Below are 21019 nucleotides of genomic sequence, written 5' to 3'. Positions count from 1 at the left end.
CCGGCATAAAAAACCGCGCCGGGAAGGCGCGGTTTGAAGATGCGATGCAGAGGCCGCCGCCTACTGGACCGGCTGTTCCATGCCGGCCGTCGTATCGAGCGCCAGCTCGGCATTGCCGTCCATCTGGTAGATGTCGTCGCGGAACTGGACGACGCCGTCCGGCATGCCCCAGGCCGAGATGTAGACGAAATAGACAGGAACTTCGGTGCCGAGTTTGATCGGCGTGTTGACGCCGGTTGCGATCACCTGCTCCATCTGCTGACGGTTCCAGCCGGGGGTCTCTCGCAGCAGCCAGTTCGTCAGGTCGCGCACGTTCTGGACGCGGACACAGCCCGACGATTCGAAGCGCATCAGCTTGTTGAACAGGCCCTGCTGCGGCGTGTCATGCATGTACTCGCCGTTCTTGTTATAGAAGTTGATCTTGGTCGACGCCATGGCGTTGATCTTGCCGGGGTCCTGACGGAACATCAGGTTCGGCGCCTCGCCGTTCCAGTCGACGGTCTCGGGGGCGACTTCATTGCCCTTGCCGTCGATCAGGCGGATGGCGTTCTTTTCGAGATAGGTCGGATCCTTGCGCATCAGCGGCATGATGTCCTTCTCGACAATCGAGCGCGGCGCGGTCCAATAAGGATTGAGGATGACCTCGTAGATCTTCGAGTTGACGAGATGAGTCGGGCGGCTCAAGCGGCCGACAACCGCGGTGTGGCGCGTTGCGACACTGCCGTCTTCAACGGCCTCGACATAGGCAGCCGGAATGTTGACCATCACGTGGCGGCGGCCGAGGTCCTCGGGAAACGTCTGCAGGCGGATGATATTGGTGTTCAGCTGCTGCAGGCGAACGTCGGCCGGGATGTTCAGCGCCTTCAGCGTGAATTCGCCGAGGACACCGTCGGACGGCAGGCCGTGGCGTGCCTGAAAGCGCTTGACGGCGCCGTCGACGTAGGAATCGAAGGCGCTCGACATTCCGGCCTCGCGCGGCAAGTCGCCGGTTATCGCCAGACGCTGGCGTAGCGCCTGGACTGCGGGATGGCTGACGCCGAGCTGCAGGCGCTGGTCGCCGGGATTGACTTCAGGCCAGCCGCCGGCAGCCGCGATCTGCTGATACTGCGTGATCGCCTGCTGGGCGCTGGCGACCGATTGGGGCCCAAGGATCGGGGTATTGGAAACGACGGCGCTTGCCGTACGCGAAGCCGCCTTGGCGTCAAACTGGTCGTCCCAGTTGCCGCGGCGCGGTGCATTGATCAGCGTATCGAGCGCCGATTGCGCGAAGGCCGGTGCGGCAATCGCGCTGGCGCCAACCGTTGCCGCGGACGCAAGGAAAGCGCGGCGCGAGAGAGCTTCAATTCCGTTTTTCTTCGACATAGTCCCAACCACTGAATGCGGCGATAAAGAGAAGCCGCGGCTCTTTGAGATATCACTGCGCTTTAACGCAGATCTCCGTGCATTTGTTGTCCCGGCACATCAAAACTTTCCGCTTGCCCCATCACAAGATTGCGATGCGACAGCCTGAGCGTCCTGATCGGTCCATTGAAAGCGCCGGTTGTTAAGCCTTCCGCTGCCACACCAATATGGCCAATTCGTGTTATCGGGCCGAAAGACGGATGACCCGGCTACCGGAAATACGACACAACGAACCATGACGCGCTAAACCGTGCCGGTTAATAACGGCTAAAAGACGGCTTGAATACCGCGATAATGCTTGCCCGCCTTTGCGTTGCAAAGATGCCACTCGACAGCAAACGGCAAAACCGGACGCGCAGGGACACGTCCGGTTTTCTGCAACCCTGAAGGAGGTCAAGGGTCTTAGAGGCGATACATGATGCTGTCGTTCCAGAAGCGGTCCAGACGCTGGAGCAGCTTGTTCATCTGGGTGAATTCGTCGGTGCCGATGCCGCCGACCTTGTCGATCGAGGTGATGTGGCGTTCGTAGAGCTTGCCGACCGTTTCGGCGATGTCCTGGCCGGTTTCGGTCAGGCTGATGCGGACCGAGCGACGGTCGATGCGCGAGCGCTGGTGGTTGATGAAGCCGAGGTCGACCAGCTTCTTGACGTTGTAGGAAACGTTGGAGCCGAGATAGTAGCCACGCGAGCGCAGCTCGCCGGCGGTCAGCTCGGAATTGCCGATGTTGAAAAGGAGCAGCGCCTGGATGGCGTTGACGTCGCTGCGACCCTGACGGTCGAACTCGTCCTTGATGACGTCGAGAAGACGGCGGTGAAGACGTTCAACAAGATGAAGGGATTCCATGTAAAGATCACGGATGCCCTGATCCTGCTGGTCACGGAAGTTCGATACCGCCTGCGGCTTGATTTTCGTGTTCATATTGACTGCCTCACTGTTTGTTTGGCGGTGTGTTTTCTTCCCGCCTTGAGTGAGACCCTATCGAATACATATAAAATTCGACTTAAACCGCAGGCTTAACGGAGCCTTACCGGTAACCCCACGTTGTCTCAGGGTAAATCAACACTTACCTGGCGGCGATGGCGGCGCTTTTCCAACCAGAGCAGCAGGCGGAAAATCCAGTAAACCACGGCGACAATGACATGCAGCAGGATGATCAGCCTGTTGGGGCCGAAAATATCCGGCAACAGGCCATACATCAGGATTTGCCCGCCGGCAGCCAGCACCCAGATGACCGGACCCCAGGAGACGGTGAGCCAGAGGCCGAGGGAGGCGACGGGAAAAAGTACGGCGAGGCTGGTGCTCGCCACCTTCCATGGCAGGCTCAAAAGATCGAAGCGGCCGGCGCCGACCAGCGAATAGCCGACGAGCATTGCCCAATATTGCAGGCCGAACCAGAAGCAGGATATGGCAACCAGTCTCAGAAAGAGAATGAAGAGGATATCCGCCAGTGTGCGTTTCGGTATCGTCGGGGAATCGGTTTCCATAGCGCAGACATCGGTTTGGGGTTGCATCTTCTTAAAGAGCGCCACGCGTCTGTCGACGCGCAAACGACGCTCTATCATATCGAGTGCGCGCATAATGCCGAAAAATCGACTTTGATTTCGGCATTATGCGCCAGGTTTTTCCGCCGCGGCCAATCGCCCGGTTTGGATTTTCAAGGCGCCATGATAATGAGCGCTCCAATAAATGGAATGGCCCAGGGGGCAGATATCATGCAGGACAGGACGCATCTCGTCGACGACATCACCGGCCATCGCCGCATGCGGCGCAACCGCAAGTCGGACTGGACACGCCGGCTGGTGCAGGAAAACCGGCTGACGGTCGACGACCTGATCTGGCCGATTTTCATCGTGCCAGGTTCCGGCATCGTCGATCCGATCGCGGCCATGCCGGGGGTCAACCGCATGAGCATCGACAAGGCGGTCGAGGCCGCACGCGAAGCGGCCGGCCTCGGCATTCCCGCGATTGCCACCTTTCCGAACATCGAGATGGAACTGCGCGACGAGACCGGCTCGAACAGCCTCGAAGCCAACAATCTGATCAATCAGGCGACGGCGGCGATCAAGAAGGCGGTGCCCAATATCGGCGTCATCACCGACGTCGCGCTCGATCCCTTCACCAGCCACGGCCATGACGGTATTCTGAGAGACGGCGAGATCGTCAACGACGAGACGGTCGATCAGGTAGCACGTGCCGCGGTGATGCAGGCGGATGCGGGCGCCGACATCATTGCGCCATCGGAGATGATGGACGGACGCATCGGTGCGATCCGCATGGCGCTCGATGCGGCCGGCCACCAGAGCGTCGGCATCATGAGCTATGCGACGAAATTCGCCTCCGCCTTCTACGGCCCCTATCGCGAGGCGATCTCGACCGGCGGGCTGCTGAAAGGCGACAAGAAGACCTATTATATCGACCCGGCCAACGGCACCGAGGCGATCCGCGATGCGGCCCTGGACGTCGAGGAAGGCGCCGACATGCTGATGGTCAAGCCCGGCCTGCCCTATCTCGACATCTGCTGGCGGATGAAGGAGGCCTTCGGCCTGCCGACCTTCGCCTACCAGGTCTCCGGCGAGTACAGCCAGATCAAGGCGGCGGCGATGAACGGCTGGATCGATGGCGAACGGGCAATGCTCGAAACGCTGCTGTCGTTCAAGCGGGCGGGATGCGACGGTATCCTCACCTATTTCGCGATCGAGGTGGCGAAAATCCTCAGCAGGCGATGAATCCGGCAGAAATGTTGTATTTGGTTCTGCCGATACCATATCTGCGGCATCGCTTTTCCGCAGGAGATTGAGATGAGCTACAACCCCAATCCGCTTTATGCCGCACCGGAGGACTGGCGCACCTATAGCGGCGTGTTGAGCCGCCGTGTCTTCGCCTTCATCCTCGACTATCTGATCGTGCTGCTGCTGTGCATCCCCGCGGCGATCGTGCTGTTCTTCCTGTCGATCGTCACGCTCGGGCTCGGCTTCCTGCTCTACCCTGCCCTCTTCGTCATCGTCGCCGGCATCTACTTCGGCCTGACTGTCGGCGGGCGGAGCCAGGCCTCGCTCGGCATGCGCGCAATGGGGATCGCCATCGTGCGCGTCGACGGTCGGCCGATGGATTTCCTGACGGCAATCGTGCATCTGGCGCTGTTCTGGATCCTCAACTCGGTGCTGACGCCGCTCATCCTGCTTGCCGGCCTGTTTACCGAACGCAGCCGTCTCATCCACGACCTGCTGGTCGGCACCGCAACGGTCCGCACGGCCTGAGCGTTGGGCCGAGATCACGGCTGAAACCACTAGGCGGAGACGAAATAAAGTCTCCGCTTTCTCTTTGCCCGGGGGCGCGAGCGCTCCATATCTAAAATTAGAAGACCGATATGAACGGCGAGAACCGTCCCGCTGTTGACGTTTTTTATTCTTAGGTCATGCTGTCAGGAAACGGCACGGTCTCGACAAAGGAAATTTCCGCGACAGATGAATACGCAGACAACGCCATCTCCGCAGTTTTATCTGACGGCTCCGGCTACGTGTCCGTATCTGCCGCATGAGATGGAGCGTAAGGTGTTTACCCATCTGGTAGGGCCCCGCGCTGCCGAGATGAACGACATCTTGACGCAGGGCGGTTTCCGCCGCTCCCAGAATATCGCCTACCGCCCGGCCTGCGAATCCTGTCGCGCCTGCGTTTCCGTGCGCATTCTCGCCCAGGAATTCGAGCCAACAAAATCGATGAAGCGGGTGCTTGCCGCCAACTCCGATGTCATCGCCACCGAATTTACAGCCCAGCCCTCCAGCGAGCAATATTCGCTTTTCCGGCGTTATCTGGATTATCGCCACCAGCAGGGCGGCATGTCAGACATGACGGTGCTCGACTACGCGATCATGGTCGAAGACACGCATGTGAATACGAGAATCGTCGAATACCGCCAGCGTGAAGAAGGCTCCGGACTGGAGCAGCGGCCGAAGGGCGAGCTGCTTGGCGCCGCTCTTACCGACACGATGAGCGACGGGCTATCGATGGTCTATTCCTACTTCAATCCCGATCTCGAGCGGCGTTCGCTCGGCACCTTCATGATTCTCGACCATGTCAGGCGCACGAAGGCGCTCGGCCTACCGCATGTCTATCTCGGCTACTGGGTTCAAGGATCGCGAAAAATGGACTACAAGACACGCTTCCAGCCGCAGGAACATCTGACGCCGCGCGGCTGGGAACGTTTCGATCCCGCATCCATGCCCGAAAGCCCCCACGACTGAATGTTCTCCACCGCTCTTTCCGATCACCGGAAGGGCCTCCTGCTGACGGCGATCGGCGGGCTGGCGCTTTCCATGGATATTCCGCTGATGCGGCTTGCGGACGGCGAGCTGTGGTCGATCCTTGCCGCGAGGAGCATCGCGACGCTGGGTGTGACGTTGCTGGTCGTCGCAGTGCTGCGGATCTTGAACGGGCGCTGGCCGCTGCTCGTGCCGGGCTGGCCGGGCCTCGTCACCGGCCTGCTCTACGGACTGACGACGGTGATCTTTCTTCTCGCCGTCTTCAACACGTCGACGGCCAATGTCGTGTTCATCGTCGCCTTCAATCCGATGTTCGCCGCCCTTCTTTCCTGGATTTTCCTGAAAGAACGGCCGGCGCCGGCAACGCTGATCGCCATGGCGACGATGATCTTCGGCGTCGGCCTGATCGTGCGGGACGGGCTTTCGGGCGGCCATCTGTTCGGCGACATCATGGCGCTGCTGACCGCCTTCATCATTGCCGCCGCCATCACCATCAGCCGCGCTTCCCGCCGCGACATGGGCTTTGCCTCGCTGCTTTCGACGGTGCTGCCGGCGGCGGTCGGACTCGCCTTGGTCATGCCGGCCGGCGGTTTTTCGATCGAGCATCCCGGTTGGATCCTCTTTAACGGCGCGGTCGTGATGCCGCTTGCCTTCTGGTGTCTGGCGACGGGGCCGCGTTACCTCTCCGCGCCCGAAGTCGGCATGTTCTACCTGCTCGAAACCGTGCTCGCACCGATCTGGGTCTGGCTGATCTTTGCGGAAACCCCGGCAACCATGACCCTGGTCGGTGGTGGCATCCTGGTGGCGGCGATCGCGGCACATTCGGTCTGGATGGCGCGGCGGAGAAGCATCCCGCAACCGGCGGAGTAGATGTGTCCTCTCTTTGTCTCCATGTTATAACGTCGTTATTACACTGAGGGTAAAACGATGAACGTCACGATCCGTAGGATCGGCAATTCCGAGGGAATTATCATCTCCAAGGAGGTTCTCGACCGGCTTGGATTGAAGACCGGTGATTCGCTGGAAATGCAGGTTGAAAATGGCGGCATCACTTTGAAGCCGACTGACGAGGATTTGTCGCGTCAGCTCGAGGCCGCACGATATTTCATGGACAAGTATAAGGTCGCTTTGAAAAAGCTCGCCGAATAATGGCCTTCAAATTCCTGACGAGGCCCTTGGTCGAGAGCCTGCAGAAAATGCAGATCGATCGCTTCGGCGGACTTGCTGGATTGAGTGACGATGGCGCGCTGGGGTCTGCTCTCGACCGGCCGATGCACAAGGCGCATTGTGGCTGCGACGACGTCATCGAACTCGCCGCCGCCTATCTTTTCGGCCTTGCCCGCAACCACGCCTTCGTAGACGGTAACAAGCGGATTACGATCGTAACTGCAGGTGTTTTCCTTCTCGAAAACGGCTACGAGATCGAAACGACCGACGCCAATCTCTACGCCTTCGTGCTTGCCGTCGCCGCCGGCGAGATCGACGAAGAAGGTGCTGCCCGCTTCCTCAGGGATTTCAGCGTACCGCTCAACCCGTAGCCTTCATCTGCTGCTGTTCCAGCTCCCTGCCCAGCCCTTCGACCACATGCGCCCAGCCTCGCCGGGTCTTCTCCTCGTGTTCGGCCCACTCGGCGCACATTTCGTGGGTCAGCGTCAGACGGCTGCCGCCGCCGAGAGGCTCGATGTCGATTTCGACACGGTCGCAATTGTGATCATGCTCTTCGACGGAGAAGCTGAAGACCATGCGTTGCGGGCGCTTCAGTTCCAGGAAGACACCCTGGTGAAAGGCGTCGCCTGTGGGACGGCGGTCGACGACGAAGAAACGACCGCCGACATGCGGATCGATATCGGCGCGGATGACATGACCGTCGTCGGTGGCAAACAGGAAGCGGCGGGCGATTTCGGGGTTGAGCCAGGCGTCGTACACCACAGACGGCGGCACGCTGTAGGTTTGGCTCACATGCAATTTGATGGTGCTGGCGGGCATCGATTTTCCTCCGGTAAGGGCGCGCGCACTTTTTCAAGTGCACGGGTCGCGGCCATTTCGCCCGCCTGCGAAAACCGGCCTTATCCTATTTTTGCTGACAGGAATTAGATAGAGGATTTGCCACGCCCGCCAAGAGCCGGGCACGGAAATATAATTCCTCTAATCGGTACTGATCTAAAGAATTATGCAGAAAATCAAAGCGTTACAGCCAAGACGTCTCGCCTCAGCCGGCAAATTTACCGCTGCGCGGAAAACCCTTCGGCACGGTGCGGCCGGCGGTGGCGCGGTCGGACAGCCATTCGGCAAGCTCGTCCTTGTTCTTCGTGAAGGTGCGGCCGGCGCTGTCTTCCCAAACGAGGCCGGTTGATATCGCGAAGCAGCGGACGTCGGAAATGCCGCCATCCTTGTAGCGTTGCAGACGCACGCCCTTGCCGCGCGACATTTCCGGCACCTGCGCCAGCGGAAAGACCAGCAGCTTGCGGTTTTCGCCGACGACGGCGACATGATCGCCGCCGACGGGCACGAGCAGCTGCGTTTCCTCGGGCAGCGCGACGTTCATGATCTGCTTGCCCTTGCGGGTATTGGCGACCAGCTCGGCCTCCGGAACGACGAAGCCGTTGCCGGCTGTGGAGACGATCAGCCGCTTGCGCGAGGGATCGTGAACGAAAGCGGTCAGCACCGCCTGGTCGTTGTCCATGTCGATGATGATGCGCAGCGGCTCGCCGTGACCGCGACCGCCCGGCAGCTTGTCACCGCCGAGCGTAAAGGCCTTGCCGCCTGTGGTGACGATCAGGATCTTGTCCGTCGTCTGCGCCGGGAAGGCCAGCTTCAAGCCGTCGCCTTCCTTGAAGGTCAGCGTCGCCGTATCGGCGATATGGCCCTTCAGCGCGCGGATCCAGCCCTTTTCGGAAATGACGACGGTGATCGGTTCCTTCTCGATCATCGCCTGCTGGATTGCTTCCTCGTCGGTTTCGGGTGCGTCGGCAAACTGGGTACGGCGGCGACCGACCTCGGTCGCCTTGGCGAATTTCTTCTTCACTTCGCCGATTTCCCAGGCGACCGTCTGCCATTGCTTGTCGTCGGAGGCAAGCAGCGCCTCGATCTCACCCTTTTCCTTGGTGAGTTCGTCGAATTCCTTGCGGATCTCGAACTCCTCGAGCTTGCGCAAGGCGCGCAGCCGCATGTTGAGGATCGCCTCGACCTGAATGTCGCTGAGATCCCAGCGCGCCATCATCACCGGCTTCGGCTCATCCTCCTCGCGGATGATCTTGATCACCTCGTCGATGTTGAGATAGGCGATCAGAAGGCCGCCGAGGATTTCGAGGCGCCTGTCGATCGCCGCCAGGCGGAAGCGCGAGCGGCGCTGCAGGACCTCGCGGCGGTGATCCAACCACTCCTTCAGCACTTCGTTCAGCGCCATGACCCGCGGGATGCGGCCCATGGACAGCACGTTCATGTTGAGCGGGAAGCGGCTTTCCAACTCCGTCAGCTTGAACATCGATTCCATCAGGATCGTCGGATCGACGCTACGGGTCTTCGGCACCAGGACGACACGGATGTCCTCGGCCGATTCGTCGCGGATATCTTCCAGCAGCGGCAGCTTGCGGGCGATCAGCAGTTCGGCGATCTTCTCGATCAGCCGCGATTTCTGCACCTGGAAGGGAATTTCGGTGATGACGATCTGGTAGCCACCTCGGCCGAGATCTTCCGTCTGCCATTTCGCCCGTACGCGGAAACCGCCGCGGCCGGTGCGGTAACTCTCGATGATGCTGTCGCGGCTGTCGATGATGATGCCACCGGTCGGGAAGTCCGGGCCGGGAATGAATTCGACGAGCTTTTCGACGGTCGCATCGGGATGTTTGATCAGATGCAGTGCGGCGTCGCAAAGTTCGTGGGCATTGTGCGACGGGATCGAGGTCGCCATGCCGACGGCGATGCCGGAGGAACCGTTGGCGAGCAGGTTCGGGAAGGCGCCGGGAAGGACGACCGGCTCGGAATTCGACTCATCGTAGGTATCGCGGAAATCGACGGCATCCTGATCGATGCCTTCGAGCAGCAGTTCGGAGACCGCCGTCATCTTCGATTCAGTGTAACGCATGGCGGCTGGACTGTCGCCATCGATATTGCCGAAATTGCCCTGGCCGTTGACCAGCGTGTAGCGCTGCGAGAAATCCTGGGCGAGACGAGCAAGCGCGTCGTAGATCGATTGGTCGCCGTGCGGATGGTAGTTACCCATCACCTCGCCGACGATCTTGGCGCATTTCCTGAAGGCCGAAGTCGGCCGCAAGCCCATCTCGTTCATCGCATAGACGATGCGGCGGTGAACGGGCTTCAGACCGTCGCGCACGTCAGGCAGGGCGCGGTGCATGATGGTCGACAGCGCATAGGCGAGATAGCGCTGCTCGAGCGCCGCCTTGAGGTCGACCGGTTGGATGTGATCGTCGTCTCCGCCGGAAGGCGGCAAAATCTCTTGTCCCATAGGTTCTGACTAGCCCAGAAGAGGCTGCTGGGCAAGGAATCCAGGTCATAGCAGCTGTGGATGAAGTCTTGGCACCGACATCAAAGGATGAGACAAACGTTCCGCCGCAATTCGGATTTCGTTTGCCGTTCCTTTCAACGGAAATTTAGAAGTCCGCAAATATAAAGCAGGCCCAATCCGTAGTAGCGTAACTGCAGATTTCCAACCGCCATCACGCCACCAGAGGAATCACCCCATGAACTTTTACCGGACAACGCGGCTGATGCTGTCGGGCGCCGCCATTTTCTCGCTCGCCGGCTCGGCTTTCGCTCTCGATGGCACCGATCTGCTGAAAAAGATCAATGCCGCCTATGCCGCCCAGGGCGGGACGATTGCCGCTGAGGCCGTCGATATCGACGGCACGACCGTGACGTTGAAGAATGTCACCGTCAAGCCGACCGGTGGCGAAAGCCTGCCGATCGGCGAAATCACCCTTTCCGGCGTCGAAGAAGACGAGGATGGCGGCTATTACATCGAAGAAGCGGCCTTCCCCGACATCAACAAGACGGGAGACGGCGTTACCGTGACGGCGCAGGAGCTGACGCTCGGCGGCATCTCCGTGCCGGCAACGGCGGGCGGCGACACGCTCGACACGATGATGCTCTATGAAACCGCCCACACCGGCCCGGTGAAGGTGGTCAAGGACGGGGCGGAAGTGTTCTCGCTGCTCGAAACCAACATGAACCTGACGCTGCGCGAAGACGAATCCGGCTTCGATTTCGACGGCGCCTTCAAAAGCATGAAGGCCGATCTCACCAAGACCGAGGATGCGCAGAGCAAGGATGCGATCGAGAAGCTCGCCCTGCAACACGTCCAGGGCGACATCACCATGAAGGGCGCCTGGGAACTCGCCCCCGGCACGATCGACGTTTCGGAATTCGCCTTCGACTTCACCAACGTCGGCAAGCTGAACCTCGGCTTCAAGATCTCGGGCTATACGATGGCCTTCATGAAATCGATGCAGGATGCGATGAAGGAATCCGAAGCTGGTGCGAACAAGGACCAGTCGCAGCAGGCGCTGGGCCTCGCCATGCTCGGCCTGATGCAGCAGCTTTCCTTCGAGGCCGCGCAGGTGCGTTTCGAAGATGCCTCGATCACCAAGCGTGCGCTGGATTATGCCGGCTCGCAGCAGAACATGTCGGGCAAGCAGATGGCGGATTCGCTGAAGGCGATGACGCCGATCATGCTGGCGCAGCTCAATATCCCGGAACTGCAGAATGCCGTTTCGGCAGCGGTCAATACCTTCCTCGACGATCCGAAGAGCCTGACTGTCAAGGCCGCTCCTGAAAAGCCGGTGCCGTTCCCGACGATCGTCGGTGCCGCCATGGGCGCTCCGAATACGCTGCCGCAGGTGCTCGGCGTCAAGGTTTCGGCCAACGACTGATCGCATCGATCTGATGACGAAAGGCCCGGCAGTGCGTGACTGACCCCAATAGCTGGTGTCAGTCACGATCTGTCGGGCCTTCTCGTTTTCAGGCGCGGTGGCGGGCGAGTTCGGCAATGGCGAGACTTGCGATCTCCAGCAATTCCTCAAGCGATGCGCCGTCCCTCGCCTGCACCGACATGCCCTGGACGATAGCGCCGAGGAACCGCGCAAGTGCGCGAGGCTTCGCCTCGGCGCTGATGTCGCCCTCGCGAATGCCGCGCTCGATCCTTGCCGCATAGGCCTCCAGCCACCGACGACGCAGCGCCGCCACGTGGTCGGCGATCAGATCGTTCTCGCTGGCGCAGTTCAGCACAGCCGTCGAGATCATGCAGCCTTTCGGATGTTCCGGCGCCGAAAACCTTGCGGCCGAGCCCCGCAAGATCCGCTCGAAGGCGGAGACGGTATCGATCGGCTCGCCGAGCGCGGAAGAGGTTTCGGCGCCCAGCGCCCGATATTGCTCCAGCGCCGCACGATAGAGATCGGCCTTCGAGTTGAAGGCGGCATAGAGGCTTTGCGGCGTGATGCCCATGGCCGCCGTCAGATCGGCAATCGAGGCGCCCTCGTATCCGTGCGCCCAGAAGGTCTCGCGGGCGGCTGAAAGAACCGTCTCACGGTCGAAGGCGGGGGGGCGACCGCGGCGGCGGGCGGTAGGATTTTTCACGTCTGCACTATTTTTCACAACGATCACTCTAGAAATCCCGCTCCACTTGTCTAATTCAGGAATGGTCATTGTGATTATAGAAGGTTTGATCTGATGAGTCTTCCCCTCGAAACGGCGAATGCCGACAGGAATTCCTTGCTTTCGGCTGCCGTCGATACGGCAATAGCAGACGCGCTCGACGAAAAGCGGCTGGTCGGGACGGTCGTGTTCGTCGCCCGCGACGGAGAGATCATCCATCGCCGCGCAGCCGGCCTCGCCGACCGCGAAAACGATCTGGCAATGGGCGAGGACACGATTTTCAGGCTAGCCTCCATCACCAAACCAATCGTCACCATCGCTGCGATGCGGCTCGTCGAGCAGGCGAGAATCGGGCTCGACGACCCGGTGACCCGATGGCTGCCGGAGTTCCGCCCGAGGCTGCCCGACGGCAGCGAAGCAACCATTCGCATCCGCCACCTGCTGACCCACACATCAGGCCTCGGCTACGGCTTCTCCGAAGAGGACGGCGGCCCCTATATCAGCGCCGGCATTTCCGACGGCCTCGATCAACCGGGACTGCCGCTCGCCGAAAATCTGCGGCGGATCGCCAGCGTGCCGCTGCGTTTCGCGCCGGGCAGCGACTGGCAGTATTCCCTTGCCATGGATGTTGTCGGCGGCATCATCGAGGCGGAAACCGGCATGCCCTTGGGTGGGGCCGTTGCCGAACTGGTGACGAGACCGCTTGGGCTTGCCGGCACCGCATTTTCGGTTCGTGACCGCAACCGGCTTGCGGCGGCCTATATGGACGCTTCGCCGGAACCGGCGCTGATGGGCGAGAATGCGCTGGTGATGTCGCAGATGGGTCCCATCCGTTTCGCGCCGAACCGCATCTTCGACCCCGCTTCCTATCATTCCGGGGGCGCCGGCATGGCGGGAACGGCGGCTGACGTGCTTTCCGTACTCGAAACCATCCGTAGCGGTGGCGCGCCGCTGCTATCGACGGAAACCGTACGGATAATGATGACAGACCAGGCCGGCGGGCACCGCCAGCAGCACGAACCCGGCTCCGGCTTTGGCTTCGGCTGGTCTGTCATCACCGATCCGGCCGAGGCGGGCGTCCCCTTCCCCAAGGGCACGCTGAAATGGGGCGGCGTCTATGGCCACAGCTGGTTCATCGACCCGGTCAACGGGCTGACCGTCGTTGCGCTGACGAACACGACGCTGGAGGGCATGTGGGGCAAGTTCACGGTCGATCTACGCGAGGCGATCTACGCGGCATTGTGAACGACAGCAAAAAGCCCGACGACATCGGTCGCCGGGCATTTGCATTGGGGATCAGACGATCCTCAGTCCTTCTTGACCAGCGGGATCGGCCGGATCGAGAGTTCACGCAGCTGTGTCGGCGCTGCCGGGCTCGGCGCGCCCATCAACAGATCCTGGGCCTGCTGGTTCATCGGGAACAGCGAGATCTCGCGCAGGTTCTTCGCGCCGACGAGCAGCATGACAACGCGGTCGATACCGAAGGCAGCACCACCATGCGGCGGTGCGCCGTACTGGAAGGCGCGGTAGAGGCCGCCGAAACGGTCTTCGACATCCTGCTGGCTGAGGCCCACCTTCTCGAAGGCGGCGACCATGGTTTCCGGCGACTGGTTACGGATCGAGCCCGAGGCGATTTCGAAGCCGTTGCAGACGGCGTCATACTGGAAAGCCTTGATCGTCAACGGATCCTGGTTCTGCAGTGCGTCCAGGCCGCCCTGCGGCATCGAGAACGGATTGTGGGCGAAATCGACCTTCTTGTCTTCCTCGCTCCATTCGAAGAAGGGGAAATCGACGATCCAGCACAGTTCGAAGCGGTCGCGGTCGACGAGGTTCAGTTCCTCACCAGCCTTGGTGCGAGCCTCGCCGGCAAACTTGTAGAATTTTTCCGGCTCGCCGGCGACGAAGAAGCAGGCATCGCCATCGCCGAGACCGAGCTGGGTGCGGATGGCGTCCGTGCGCTCCTCGCCGATGTTCTTGGCAAGCGGGCCGGCACCTTCGAGTTTGTCGTTCTCGCTGCGCCAGAAGATGTAGCCGAGGCCGGGCTGGCCCTGGCTCTGCGCCCAGGCGTTCATGCGGTCGCAGAAGGCGCGCGAGCCGCCGGTCTTGGCCGGGATCGCCCAGATCTGAACCTTCGGGTTCGAGGCGATCATGCCGGCGAAGACCTTGAAGCCGGAGCCGGCGAAATGCTCGGTCACGGCTTCCATGACGATCGGGTTGCGCAGGTCCGGCTTGTCCGAACCATATTTGCGGATCGCCTCGTCATAGGGGATGCGCGGCCATTCCTTGGTGACCGGCTTGCCTTCGGCAAACTCCTCGAACACGCTTGTCATCAGCGGGCCCATCGTGTCCCAGACGTCCTCCTGGGTGACGAAGCTCATTTCGAGGTCGAGCTGGTAGAATTCGCCCGGCAGGCGGTCGGCGCGCGGGTCTTCATCGCGGAAGCACGGCGCGATCTGGAAGTAACGGTCGAAACCCGCCACCATCAGCAGCTGCTTATACTGCTGCGGCGCTTGCGGCAGAGCGTAGAAGGTACCGGGATGGATGCGCGAGGGTACGAGGAAGTCGCGTGCGCCTTCCGGCGAAGAGGCCGTCAGGATCGGCGTCGTATATTCGGTGAAGCCGACATTGCCCATTTCTCGGCGCATCGCCGAGATGACCTGGGTGCGCTTGACGATGTTCTTATGCAGCGTTTCGCGGCGAAGATCGAGAAAGCGGTACTTGAGGCGAACGTCTTCCGGATAGTCCGGCTCGCCGAAGACCGGCAGCGGCAATTCCTTGGCGGCGGAGAGCACTTCGATCTCCTGAGCGTAGAGCTCGATTTCGCCGGTTGCCATGGTCCTGTTGACGGTGTCGTCGGTGCGGGCCTTGACGAGGCCGTCGATGCGGATCACCCACTCGCCGCGCACAGTCTCCGCCATCTTGAAGGCCGGGCTGTCGGGATCGGCGACGACCTGGGTAATGCCGTAATGGTCGCGAAGGTCGATGAAGAGAACGCCGCCATGGTCGCGGACCCGGTGGACCCAGCCGGAGATGCGGACGGTCGAGCCGACATCCGTCTTGCGGAGGGCGGCGCATGTGTGGCTGCGATAGCGATGCATGATCTCAAATCCTGGCATGTGGCTTAAGACGGCAGCAAGGGCTCCAAGAACCCTCAAGCGCCGACAAGAAAATCGGGCGGAAAAGCGCATGGACGCTCCGATTTGTCAAGGCTTGGCGCGTGCCACCCGCGCGTTTGGCACCCGTTTGTGGCGGGGGCGCGCCCCATATGCCGCGGCAGATTGGCCGCACTTCCCGTATTGATGAAGGAGCGGGTCAACTTTAAAAGGATTTGGCATTATCACTGTGGAGCCTCCGCATGCCTCTCCTGACCCGCCGCAACCTTCTCAAGGCATCCGCTGTCGCGGGCGCCTATGGCGTCGGTATCGGCATTGCCGGTAAATTCGGGCTTGCCGAGGCAGCCCCCGAGCCGCAGCTGCTGACGGCGGTAAAGACCGAGGCCATGCTGACCGAGGCGGGACCGACCCGGGACATTATGAGCTGGGGCCAGGACGGCATGCCGCCGGTTCTCCGGATGAAAAAGGGGCGACCCTATGCGGCGCGGCTGAAAAACGAACTCGACGAGCCGACGACGATCCACTGGCATGGGCTTCGCATCGACAACCGCATGGACGGCGTGCCGTTCATGACGCAGCCCTACATCTATACCGGCGACAGCTTCGACTATGCCTTCTCGCCGCCCGATGCCGGCACGTTTTGGTACCATCCGCATTGCAACACGCTGACGCAGATGGGCCATGGCATGACCGGCGTCATCGTCGTCGAAGATCCGGCCGATCCAGCAATCGATGCGGAAATAGTGCTGAACCTGCGTGACTGGCGGCTCGGCGGCGACGGGCAGTTCATCGCCGCTTTCAAGCCGCGCGACGCTGCCAAATCGGGGACCTACGGCACCGTGCGCACCGCCAACTGGCAGCAGGAGCCGCAATATGACGCGCCCGCGGGCGGGCTGGTGCGGCTGCGCATCGCCGTCACCGACGTGACGCGGATCTTTTCACTGAAGATGGAAGGGGCGGTTGCGAGCGTAATTGCGATCGACGGCAATCCGGTACCGAAGCGTTTTCCGCTCGATCTCCTGCAGATCGGCCCAGGTCAGCGGCTCGATCTTGCCGTGCGCATACCGGACAGCGAAGGCGCTGTCGCGACGCTCGAAGATATACGCGGCACCACGCCGAAGACGATCGCCAGCCTGCGCGCAGTCGGATCATCGTTGAAGCGCGATATCGGCGATCTCGGGCCGCTTGCCGAAAATCCGGTGGCGAAGGCGGATCTTTCCGCCGCCGAGCAGATCCCGCTGGTGCTGAGCGCCACGGCCGAGAACACCGCCGTCGAGAGCATCTGCGGCACGCTCGGCTACAGTTTCTGGGCAATCAACAAGGTGCCGTGGCCGGGCGACACGCCCGATCCGACAGCACCGCTGGCGGAACTGAAGCTCGGCAAGAGCTATGTCTTCAACCTAGAGAATACCACGCCGCACGCACATCCGATCCATCTGCACGGGATGAGCTTCACGGTGATCTCCTCGACCAGGCAGGTGATGCCGCTCGTCTCCGATACCTATCTCATCCAGCCTGACGAGAAGGTGCAGCTCGCCTTCGTCGCCGACAATCCGGGCGACTGGCTGCTGCATTGCCATATCATCGAGCATCAGAAAACCGGGATGACCAGCTATCTCAGGGTGAGTTGAGGCAGCGTGCGCTCGTTGCGACGGCGGCGGTCTTGGCCTTGCCTCAGTTTCGACGTGATTCTTGCCCAGCAATGCTCGAAGCGTATGCTGTTGTATTGACATATCGAAGCGAAAGGAGAAGGAAGGTTCAACCGACCTTTTCCTTGCGAATGAAATGATATGATCGAAACCACCGCCGATTTGGCGGCCGCCTGCAAAGAGCTGGCCAAGTCCGACTTCATCACCATCGACACCGAATTCCTGCGTGAGACGACCTTCTGGCCGGAGCTTTGCCTGATCCAGATGGCAAGCCCGACAACCGAAGTCCTCGTCGATCCGCTGGCCAAGGGCATCGACCTCACCCCCTTCTTCGAGCTGATGGCCGATCCGAAGGTGCTGAAGGTCTTTCACGCGGCGCGTCAGGATATCGAAATCATCTTCAATCGCGGCAATCTCATTCCGCATCCGATCTTCGACACGCAGGTCGCCGCCATGGTCTGCGGTTTCGGCGACAGCGTTTCCTATGACCAGCTGGTCAGCCGGATCAAGAACGTCCACATCGACAAGTCGTCGCGCTTCACCGACTGGAGCCGCCGGCCGCTTTCCGACAAACAGCTGGAATATGCGCTGGCCGACGTCACCCATCTGCGCGATGTCTACCTGTCGCTGAAGGCGGAACTCGATCGCGAAGGCCGCACCTCCTGGCTCTCCGAGGAGATGGACATTCTCGAGGCGCGCGAAACCTACGACATGCATCCCGACGATGCCTGGCAGCGGCTGAAGATGCGATTGCGCAAGCCGCAGGAACTGGCGATCCTGAAATATGTTGCCGCTTGGCGCGAACGCGAGGCGCGGGCGCGCAATGTGCCGCGTTCGCGGGTGCTGAAGGATGACGCGATCTACGAGATCGCCCAGCAGCAGCCCAAGGATACCGAGGCGCTTGGCCGGTTGCGTACCATTCCGAAAGGCTGGGAGCGCTCGACCTCCGGCGCCGCCGTCATCGAGGCCGTCAACACAGCACTCGCTCTTCCGAAGGCCGATATGCCACATGTGCCGCGCCAGGCGCAGGCGCCCGAAGGGGCCGCTGCTGCCGTCGAACTGCTGAAAGTGCTGTTGAAACTGATTTCGGAAAAGCACGGGGTGGCGCCGAAGGTGATCGCCAACAGCGAGGATCTCGACAGGATCGCCGCCGAAGGCGAGAAGGCCGAAGTCTCTGCCCTGCACGGCTGGCGGCGCGATCTTTTCGGCGAGCCGGCGCTGCAACTAATCCAGGGTGAGATCGCTCTGCGCTTCGTCGACCGGAAGGTCGAGACCATCAGCCTCTAGCGTGATTTCAAAGTGTTACAGCTCCGCACGTCTGTCTGACGCGCGGCGCTGTAAGACCGCATCGAATTCGCTTGACGCTTTTTTCCCAGCTGAAACAATGGCTGGAAGAACCATTATTTGGCGAAGGACGGCATGCGGGAAATATCTCCGACGCAGAACTGGATCCTGATCACGATCGTTCTGGCCGCCAGCGGCGTCGTCTATGATCTGATGTTCTACTCCAATCAGACGCCCGTTGTCGGCGCAATCTTCGCGCTGTTCATCGGCATGCCGATCGTCGCCTTCGAGCGCAAGGCGCTGTTCCGCGGGATGTACAGACGTATCCAGAGGCTGCCGACCTTCGCCTTCATCATCAGCGAACTGGTGATCTACGAAATCCTGATGAGCCTCGGCTTTGCCTGCGCCGCACTGCTGCTCTCGGCAGTCGGCATGGTGAAGCCGACGTCGTTCCTCGATCTCGTCATCATGCCCTACGAGGTCTTCCTCTATGCGCTTGCCGTCTGCTCGGCGCTGATCTTCATCCTGCGCGTGCGGGAACTGCTCGGCCGCGAGGTATTCCTCAGCATGCTGGTCAGCCGCTATCGCAATCCGGTCAGGGAAGAGCGTGTATTCCTCTTCATCGATCTGGTCGATTCGACTGCTTTTGCCGAAAAGCATGGCGACCTCCGCGCGCAGCAGCTGCTGAGCTCGCTGTTTGCGACCTTCGCCGAGCCGGTCAGGCGCCACAAGGGCATGATCAACGACTATGTCGGCGATGCGGCGATCATCACCTGGCCGCTTGCCCGCGGCGTCAAGAATGCGCGTTGCGTGCGCTGTATGTTCGACATCCTCGCCGATATCGAAGCCAATGCCGCCGGCTGGCGGAAAAGCTACGGACATGTACCGAAGCTGCGGGCCGCTCTTCACGGCGGCGAGATCATCACCGCCGAAATCGGCGTCGACCATCACAAGATCAGCTATTTCGGCGATACGGTGAACACCACCGCCCGGCTGGAGACGCTCTGCCGCACTCTGAACCGGCCGGTGCTGATCTCCACTGAGCTTGCCCGACGCATGAACTTTCCCGACGACATCGCTTGCGAGGATCTCGGCACCCATGCCGTCAAGGGACGCGGCCAGGCGCTCGGCGTCATGGCGCTTTCTTCGCGTGCGGTCACCGTGCTGAATAAGCCGGCGGTCATTCTGCACGGCTGAGCGACCGTTCTGCTGCGCGTCACCAAAGCTTCACCCAACCGTCAATTCGCTGACACGGAAGCCCTGCTAAGCGGAAGCCATTCGCATCCGTTCCATGGGGATATTATGAAGACCATTCTTTTTGCTTCCGTATCGCTTTTCATTCTGGTCGCGGGCTCCGCTTACGCCGACCAACAGCAGTTCCCGGCCAAGCTCGCCGGCCAGGCGATCCTTCCTGCCAACACCATGGTTCCAGCTCCGGCCGATGCTCCTGAGTTCCTCAAGCATTCCGGCAAGTTCACGACGGCGGACCGCAAGCGCACCGAGGCGCTCGGCACGGTGCCCGGCAAGGATGGCGCACGCGTCACCGAACTGAAGCTTCCCTTCGACGGTCAAGCGATCCAAGGCTTCTCGGGCATCAAGACGATGGCCGACGGCACCTTCTGGACGCTCACGGACAACGGCTTCGGCTCGAAGGCCAATTCCTCCGACTCCATGCTCTTCCTGCACCAGATGAAATTCGACTGGGCGACCAACAAGGCTGACGTCGTCAAGAACCTCTTCCTCTCCGATCCCAACAAGATCGCCCCCTTCCCGATCGTGCTCGAAGGCACCGACACGCGTTATCTCACCGGCGCCGACTTCGACATCGAATCGATCCAGCCGGTTGCCGACGGTTTCTGGCTCGGCGACGAATTCGGTCCTTATATCCTGAAGTTCGACACGGCAGGCCGCCTCACCGACGTCATCGCGACGACGCTCGACGGCAAGCCGGTGCTTTCGCCCGACAATCCGCTGATCCAGCTTCCGGGCAACCCGACCGCGAAGATGCCGGTCTTCAACCTGAAGCGCTCCGGCGGTTTCGAGGGCCTCTCCATGTCTAGGGATGGCTCCAAGCTCTACGGCCTGCTCGAAGGCGCCATCTACAAGGATGACGGCCAGATGGAAACGGCCGATGGCCACACCGCCGTCCGCGTGATCGAGTTCGACGTCGCCGCCAAGAAGTGGACCGGCCGCAGCTGGCTCTATCCGTTCGAAGACAAGGGCGTGTCGATCGGCGACTTCAACATGCTCGACGACAGCACCGCTCTCGTCATCGAGCGCGACAGCGGCGCCGGCACCAAGGACAAGGCCTGCGCCGACCCGAAGCAGCCAAAGCCGGATTGCTTCGAAGCCCCGGCCGAGCTGAAGCGTGTCTACAAGATCGAGTTCAACGACGCCAATGTTGGCAAGGCCGTCCGCAAGATCGGCTATATCGACCTCCTGAATATTCAGGACCCCGACAACAAGAAGAAGGCCGGCAGCAAGGATGGCGTCTACGACATGCCGTTCGTGACGATCGAAAACGTCGACCGCGTCGACGCCACCCACATCATCATCGGCAACGACAACAACCTGCCCTTTTCAGCCGGCCGCGCCGTCGACAAGGCCGATAATAATGAGTTCAGCCTGCTTGAGGTTGGTGAGTTTTTGAACGCGAAGTAATTTGGGTTTGATGGGAGATGGAGGGGCGGTGCGTGAGCGCCGT

General features: G+C 61.0%; 19 protein-coding genes. 12 read left to right on the top strand and 7 right to left on the bottom strand.

The window, feature by feature from the left end:
• Positions 1 to 60 precede the first annotated feature (60 nt).
• From HJB82_RS09500 to HJB82_RS09490, 3 genes are all read right to left on the bottom strand, one after another.
• Positions 61 to 1362, bottom strand: coding sequence for a murein L,D-transpeptidase (locus HJB82_RS09500; protein WP_207583721.1), 1302 nt, complete (start codon positions 1360 to 1362; stop codon positions 61 to 63).
• 441 nt (positions 1363 to 1803) lie between these two features.
• A complete protein-coding gene (ldtR, locus tag HJB82_RS09495; protein ID WP_007626316.1) occupies positions 1804 to 2319 on the bottom strand; it encodes a transcriptional regulator LdtR in 516 nt (171 codons plus the stop codon).
• 128 nt (positions 2320 to 2447) lie between these two features.
• The gene (locus tag HJB82_RS09490; RefSeq protein ID WP_207583720.1) at positions 2448 to 2885 is read right to left on the bottom strand and encodes a DUF6163 family protein; all 438 of its coding nucleotides are present in this window, start codon (positions 2883 to 2885) and stop codon (positions 2448 to 2450) included.
• 228 nt (positions 2886 to 3113) lie between these two features.
• Between HJB82_RS09490 and hemB the strand changes: the two genes are divergently transcribed.
• From hemB to HJB82_RS09460, 6 genes are all read left to right on the top strand, one after another.
• The gene (gene hemB, locus HJB82_RS09485) at positions 3114 to 4127 is read left to right on the top strand and encodes a porphobilinogen synthase (protein ID WP_207583719.1); all 1014 of its coding nucleotides are present in this window, start codon (positions 3114 to 3116) and stop codon (positions 4125 to 4127) included.
• A gap of 72 nt (positions 4128 to 4199) precedes the next feature.
• Positions 4200 to 4658 (top strand): RDD family protein, encoded by a 459-nt coding sequence (locus HJB82_RS09480; protein WP_207583718.1) that lies wholly within the window; start codon positions 4200 to 4202, stop codon positions 4656 to 4658.
• Between the two features lie 207 nt (positions 4659 to 4865).
• A complete protein-coding gene (locus tag HJB82_RS09475; RefSeq protein ID WP_207583717.1) occupies positions 4866 to 5642 on the top strand; it encodes an arginyltransferase in 777 nt (258 codons plus the stop codon).
• A complete protein-coding gene (locus HJB82_RS09470) occupies positions 5643 to 6530 on the top strand; it encodes a DMT family transporter (protein ID WP_207583716.1) in 888 nt (295 codons plus the stop codon).
• 57 nt (positions 6531 to 6587) lie between these two features.
• Complete coding sequence (locus HJB82_RS09465) at positions 6588 to 6809, top strand: AbrB/MazE/SpoVT family DNA-binding domain-containing protein (protein WP_207583715.1); 222 nt, start codon at positions 6588 to 6590, stop codon at positions 6807 to 6809.
• On the top strand, positions 6809 to 7198 hold the full coding sequence (locus tag HJB82_RS09460) for a type II toxin-antitoxin system death-on-curing family toxin (protein WP_207583714.1): 390 nt from the start codon (positions 6809 to 6811) through the stop codon (positions 7196 to 7198). The genes HJB82_RS09465 and HJB82_RS09460 overlap by 1 nt, the downstream gene beginning before the upstream one ends.
• Here HJB82_RS09460 and HJB82_RS09455 read toward each other — a convergent pair.
• Together HJB82_RS09455 and parC are read right to left on the bottom strand one after the other, a co-directional pair.
• On the bottom strand, positions 7188 to 7646 hold the full coding sequence (locus HJB82_RS09455) for an SRPBCC domain-containing protein (RefSeq protein WP_207583713.1): 459 nt from the start codon (positions 7644 to 7646) through the stop codon (positions 7188 to 7190). The two genes, HJB82_RS09460 and HJB82_RS09455, sit on opposite strands and share 11 nt — an antisense overlap.
• 223 nt (positions 7647 to 7869) lie before the next feature.
• Positions 7870 to 10125, bottom strand: coding sequence for a DNA topoisomerase IV subunit A (gene parC / locus HJB82_RS09450; RefSeq protein ID WP_207583712.1), 2256 nt, complete (start codon positions 10123 to 10125; stop codon positions 7870 to 7872).
• A gap of 235 nt (positions 10126 to 10360) precedes the next feature.
• On the opposite strand from parC, the gene HJB82_RS09445 reads away from it, so the two are divergent.
• The gene (locus tag HJB82_RS09445; protein WP_209885612.1) at positions 10361 to 11548 is read left to right on the top strand and encodes a hypothetical protein; all 1188 of its coding nucleotides are present in this window, start codon (positions 10361 to 10363) and stop codon (positions 11546 to 11548) included.
• Positions 11549 to 11636: 88 nt separating this feature from the next.
• On the opposite strand, the gene HJB82_RS09440 is transcribed toward HJB82_RS09445, so the two are convergent.
• Positions 11637 to 12278, bottom strand: a complete 642-nt coding sequence (locus tag HJB82_RS09440) for a TetR/AcrR family transcriptional regulator (RefSeq protein ID WP_221139875.1) — start codon at positions 12276 to 12278, stop codon at positions 11637 to 11639.
• Positions 12279 to 12344: 66 nt separating this feature from the next.
• On the opposite strand from HJB82_RS09440, the gene HJB82_RS09435 reads away from it, so the two are divergent.
• A complete protein-coding gene (locus HJB82_RS09435) occupies positions 12345 to 13514 on the top strand; it encodes a serine hydrolase (RefSeq protein ID WP_221139874.1) in 1170 nt (389 codons plus the stop codon).
• A 62-nt stretch (positions 13515 to 13576) separates the two neighbouring features.
• Here the strand turns inward: HJB82_RS09435 and aspS are convergent, their stop codons facing one another.
• On the bottom strand, positions 13577 to 15367 hold the full coding sequence (gene aspS / locus HJB82_RS09430) for an aspartate--tRNA ligase (RefSeq protein WP_221139873.1): 1791 nt from the start codon (positions 15365 to 15367) through the stop codon (positions 13577 to 13579).
• A gap of 257 nt (positions 15368 to 15624) precedes the next feature.
• Here aspS and HJB82_RS09425 point away from each other — a divergent pair, with 257 nt between their 5' ends.
• The 4 genes from HJB82_RS09425 to HJB82_RS09410 all read left to right on the top strand — a co-directional run bounded on the left by HJB82_RS09425 (position 15625) and on the right by HJB82_RS09410 (position 20976).
• Positions 15625 to 17013 carry a multicopper oxidase family protein gene (locus HJB82_RS09425; RefSeq protein ID WP_221139872.1) on the top strand — a complete coding sequence of 463 codons (1389 nt, stop codon included), beginning with the start codon at positions 15625 to 15627 and terminating at the stop codon, positions 17011 to 17013.
• 159 nt (positions 17014 to 17172) lie between these two features.
• On the top strand, positions 17173 to 18318 hold the full coding sequence (gene rnd / locus HJB82_RS09420; protein ID WP_207583706.1) for a ribonuclease D: 1146 nt from the start codon (positions 17173 to 17175) through the stop codon (positions 18316 to 18318).
• Positions 18319 to 18450: 132 nt separating this feature from the next.
• Positions 18451 to 19512, top strand: coding sequence for an adenylate/guanylate cyclase domain-containing protein (locus tag HJB82_RS09415; protein WP_207583705.1), 1062 nt, complete (start codon positions 18451 to 18453; stop codon positions 19510 to 19512).
• A 105-nt stretch (positions 19513 to 19617) separates the two neighbouring features.
• Complete coding sequence (locus HJB82_RS09410) at positions 19618 to 20976, top strand: esterase-like activity of phytase family protein (RefSeq protein WP_221131511.1); 1359 nt, start codon at positions 19618 to 19620, stop codon at positions 20974 to 20976.
• The last annotated feature ends 43 nt before the right edge of the window (positions 20977 to 21019 follow it).

Origin of the sequence: Rhizobium sp. NZLR10, assembly GCF_019685125.1 — a bacterium.
Classification (GTDB): Bacteria; Pseudomonadota; Alphaproteobacteria; order Rhizobiales; family Rhizobiaceae; genus Rhizobium.
The sequence above is the reverse complement of the archived record's forward strand: the minus strand, read 5'-3'. Positions and strand labels throughout refer to the sequence as shown.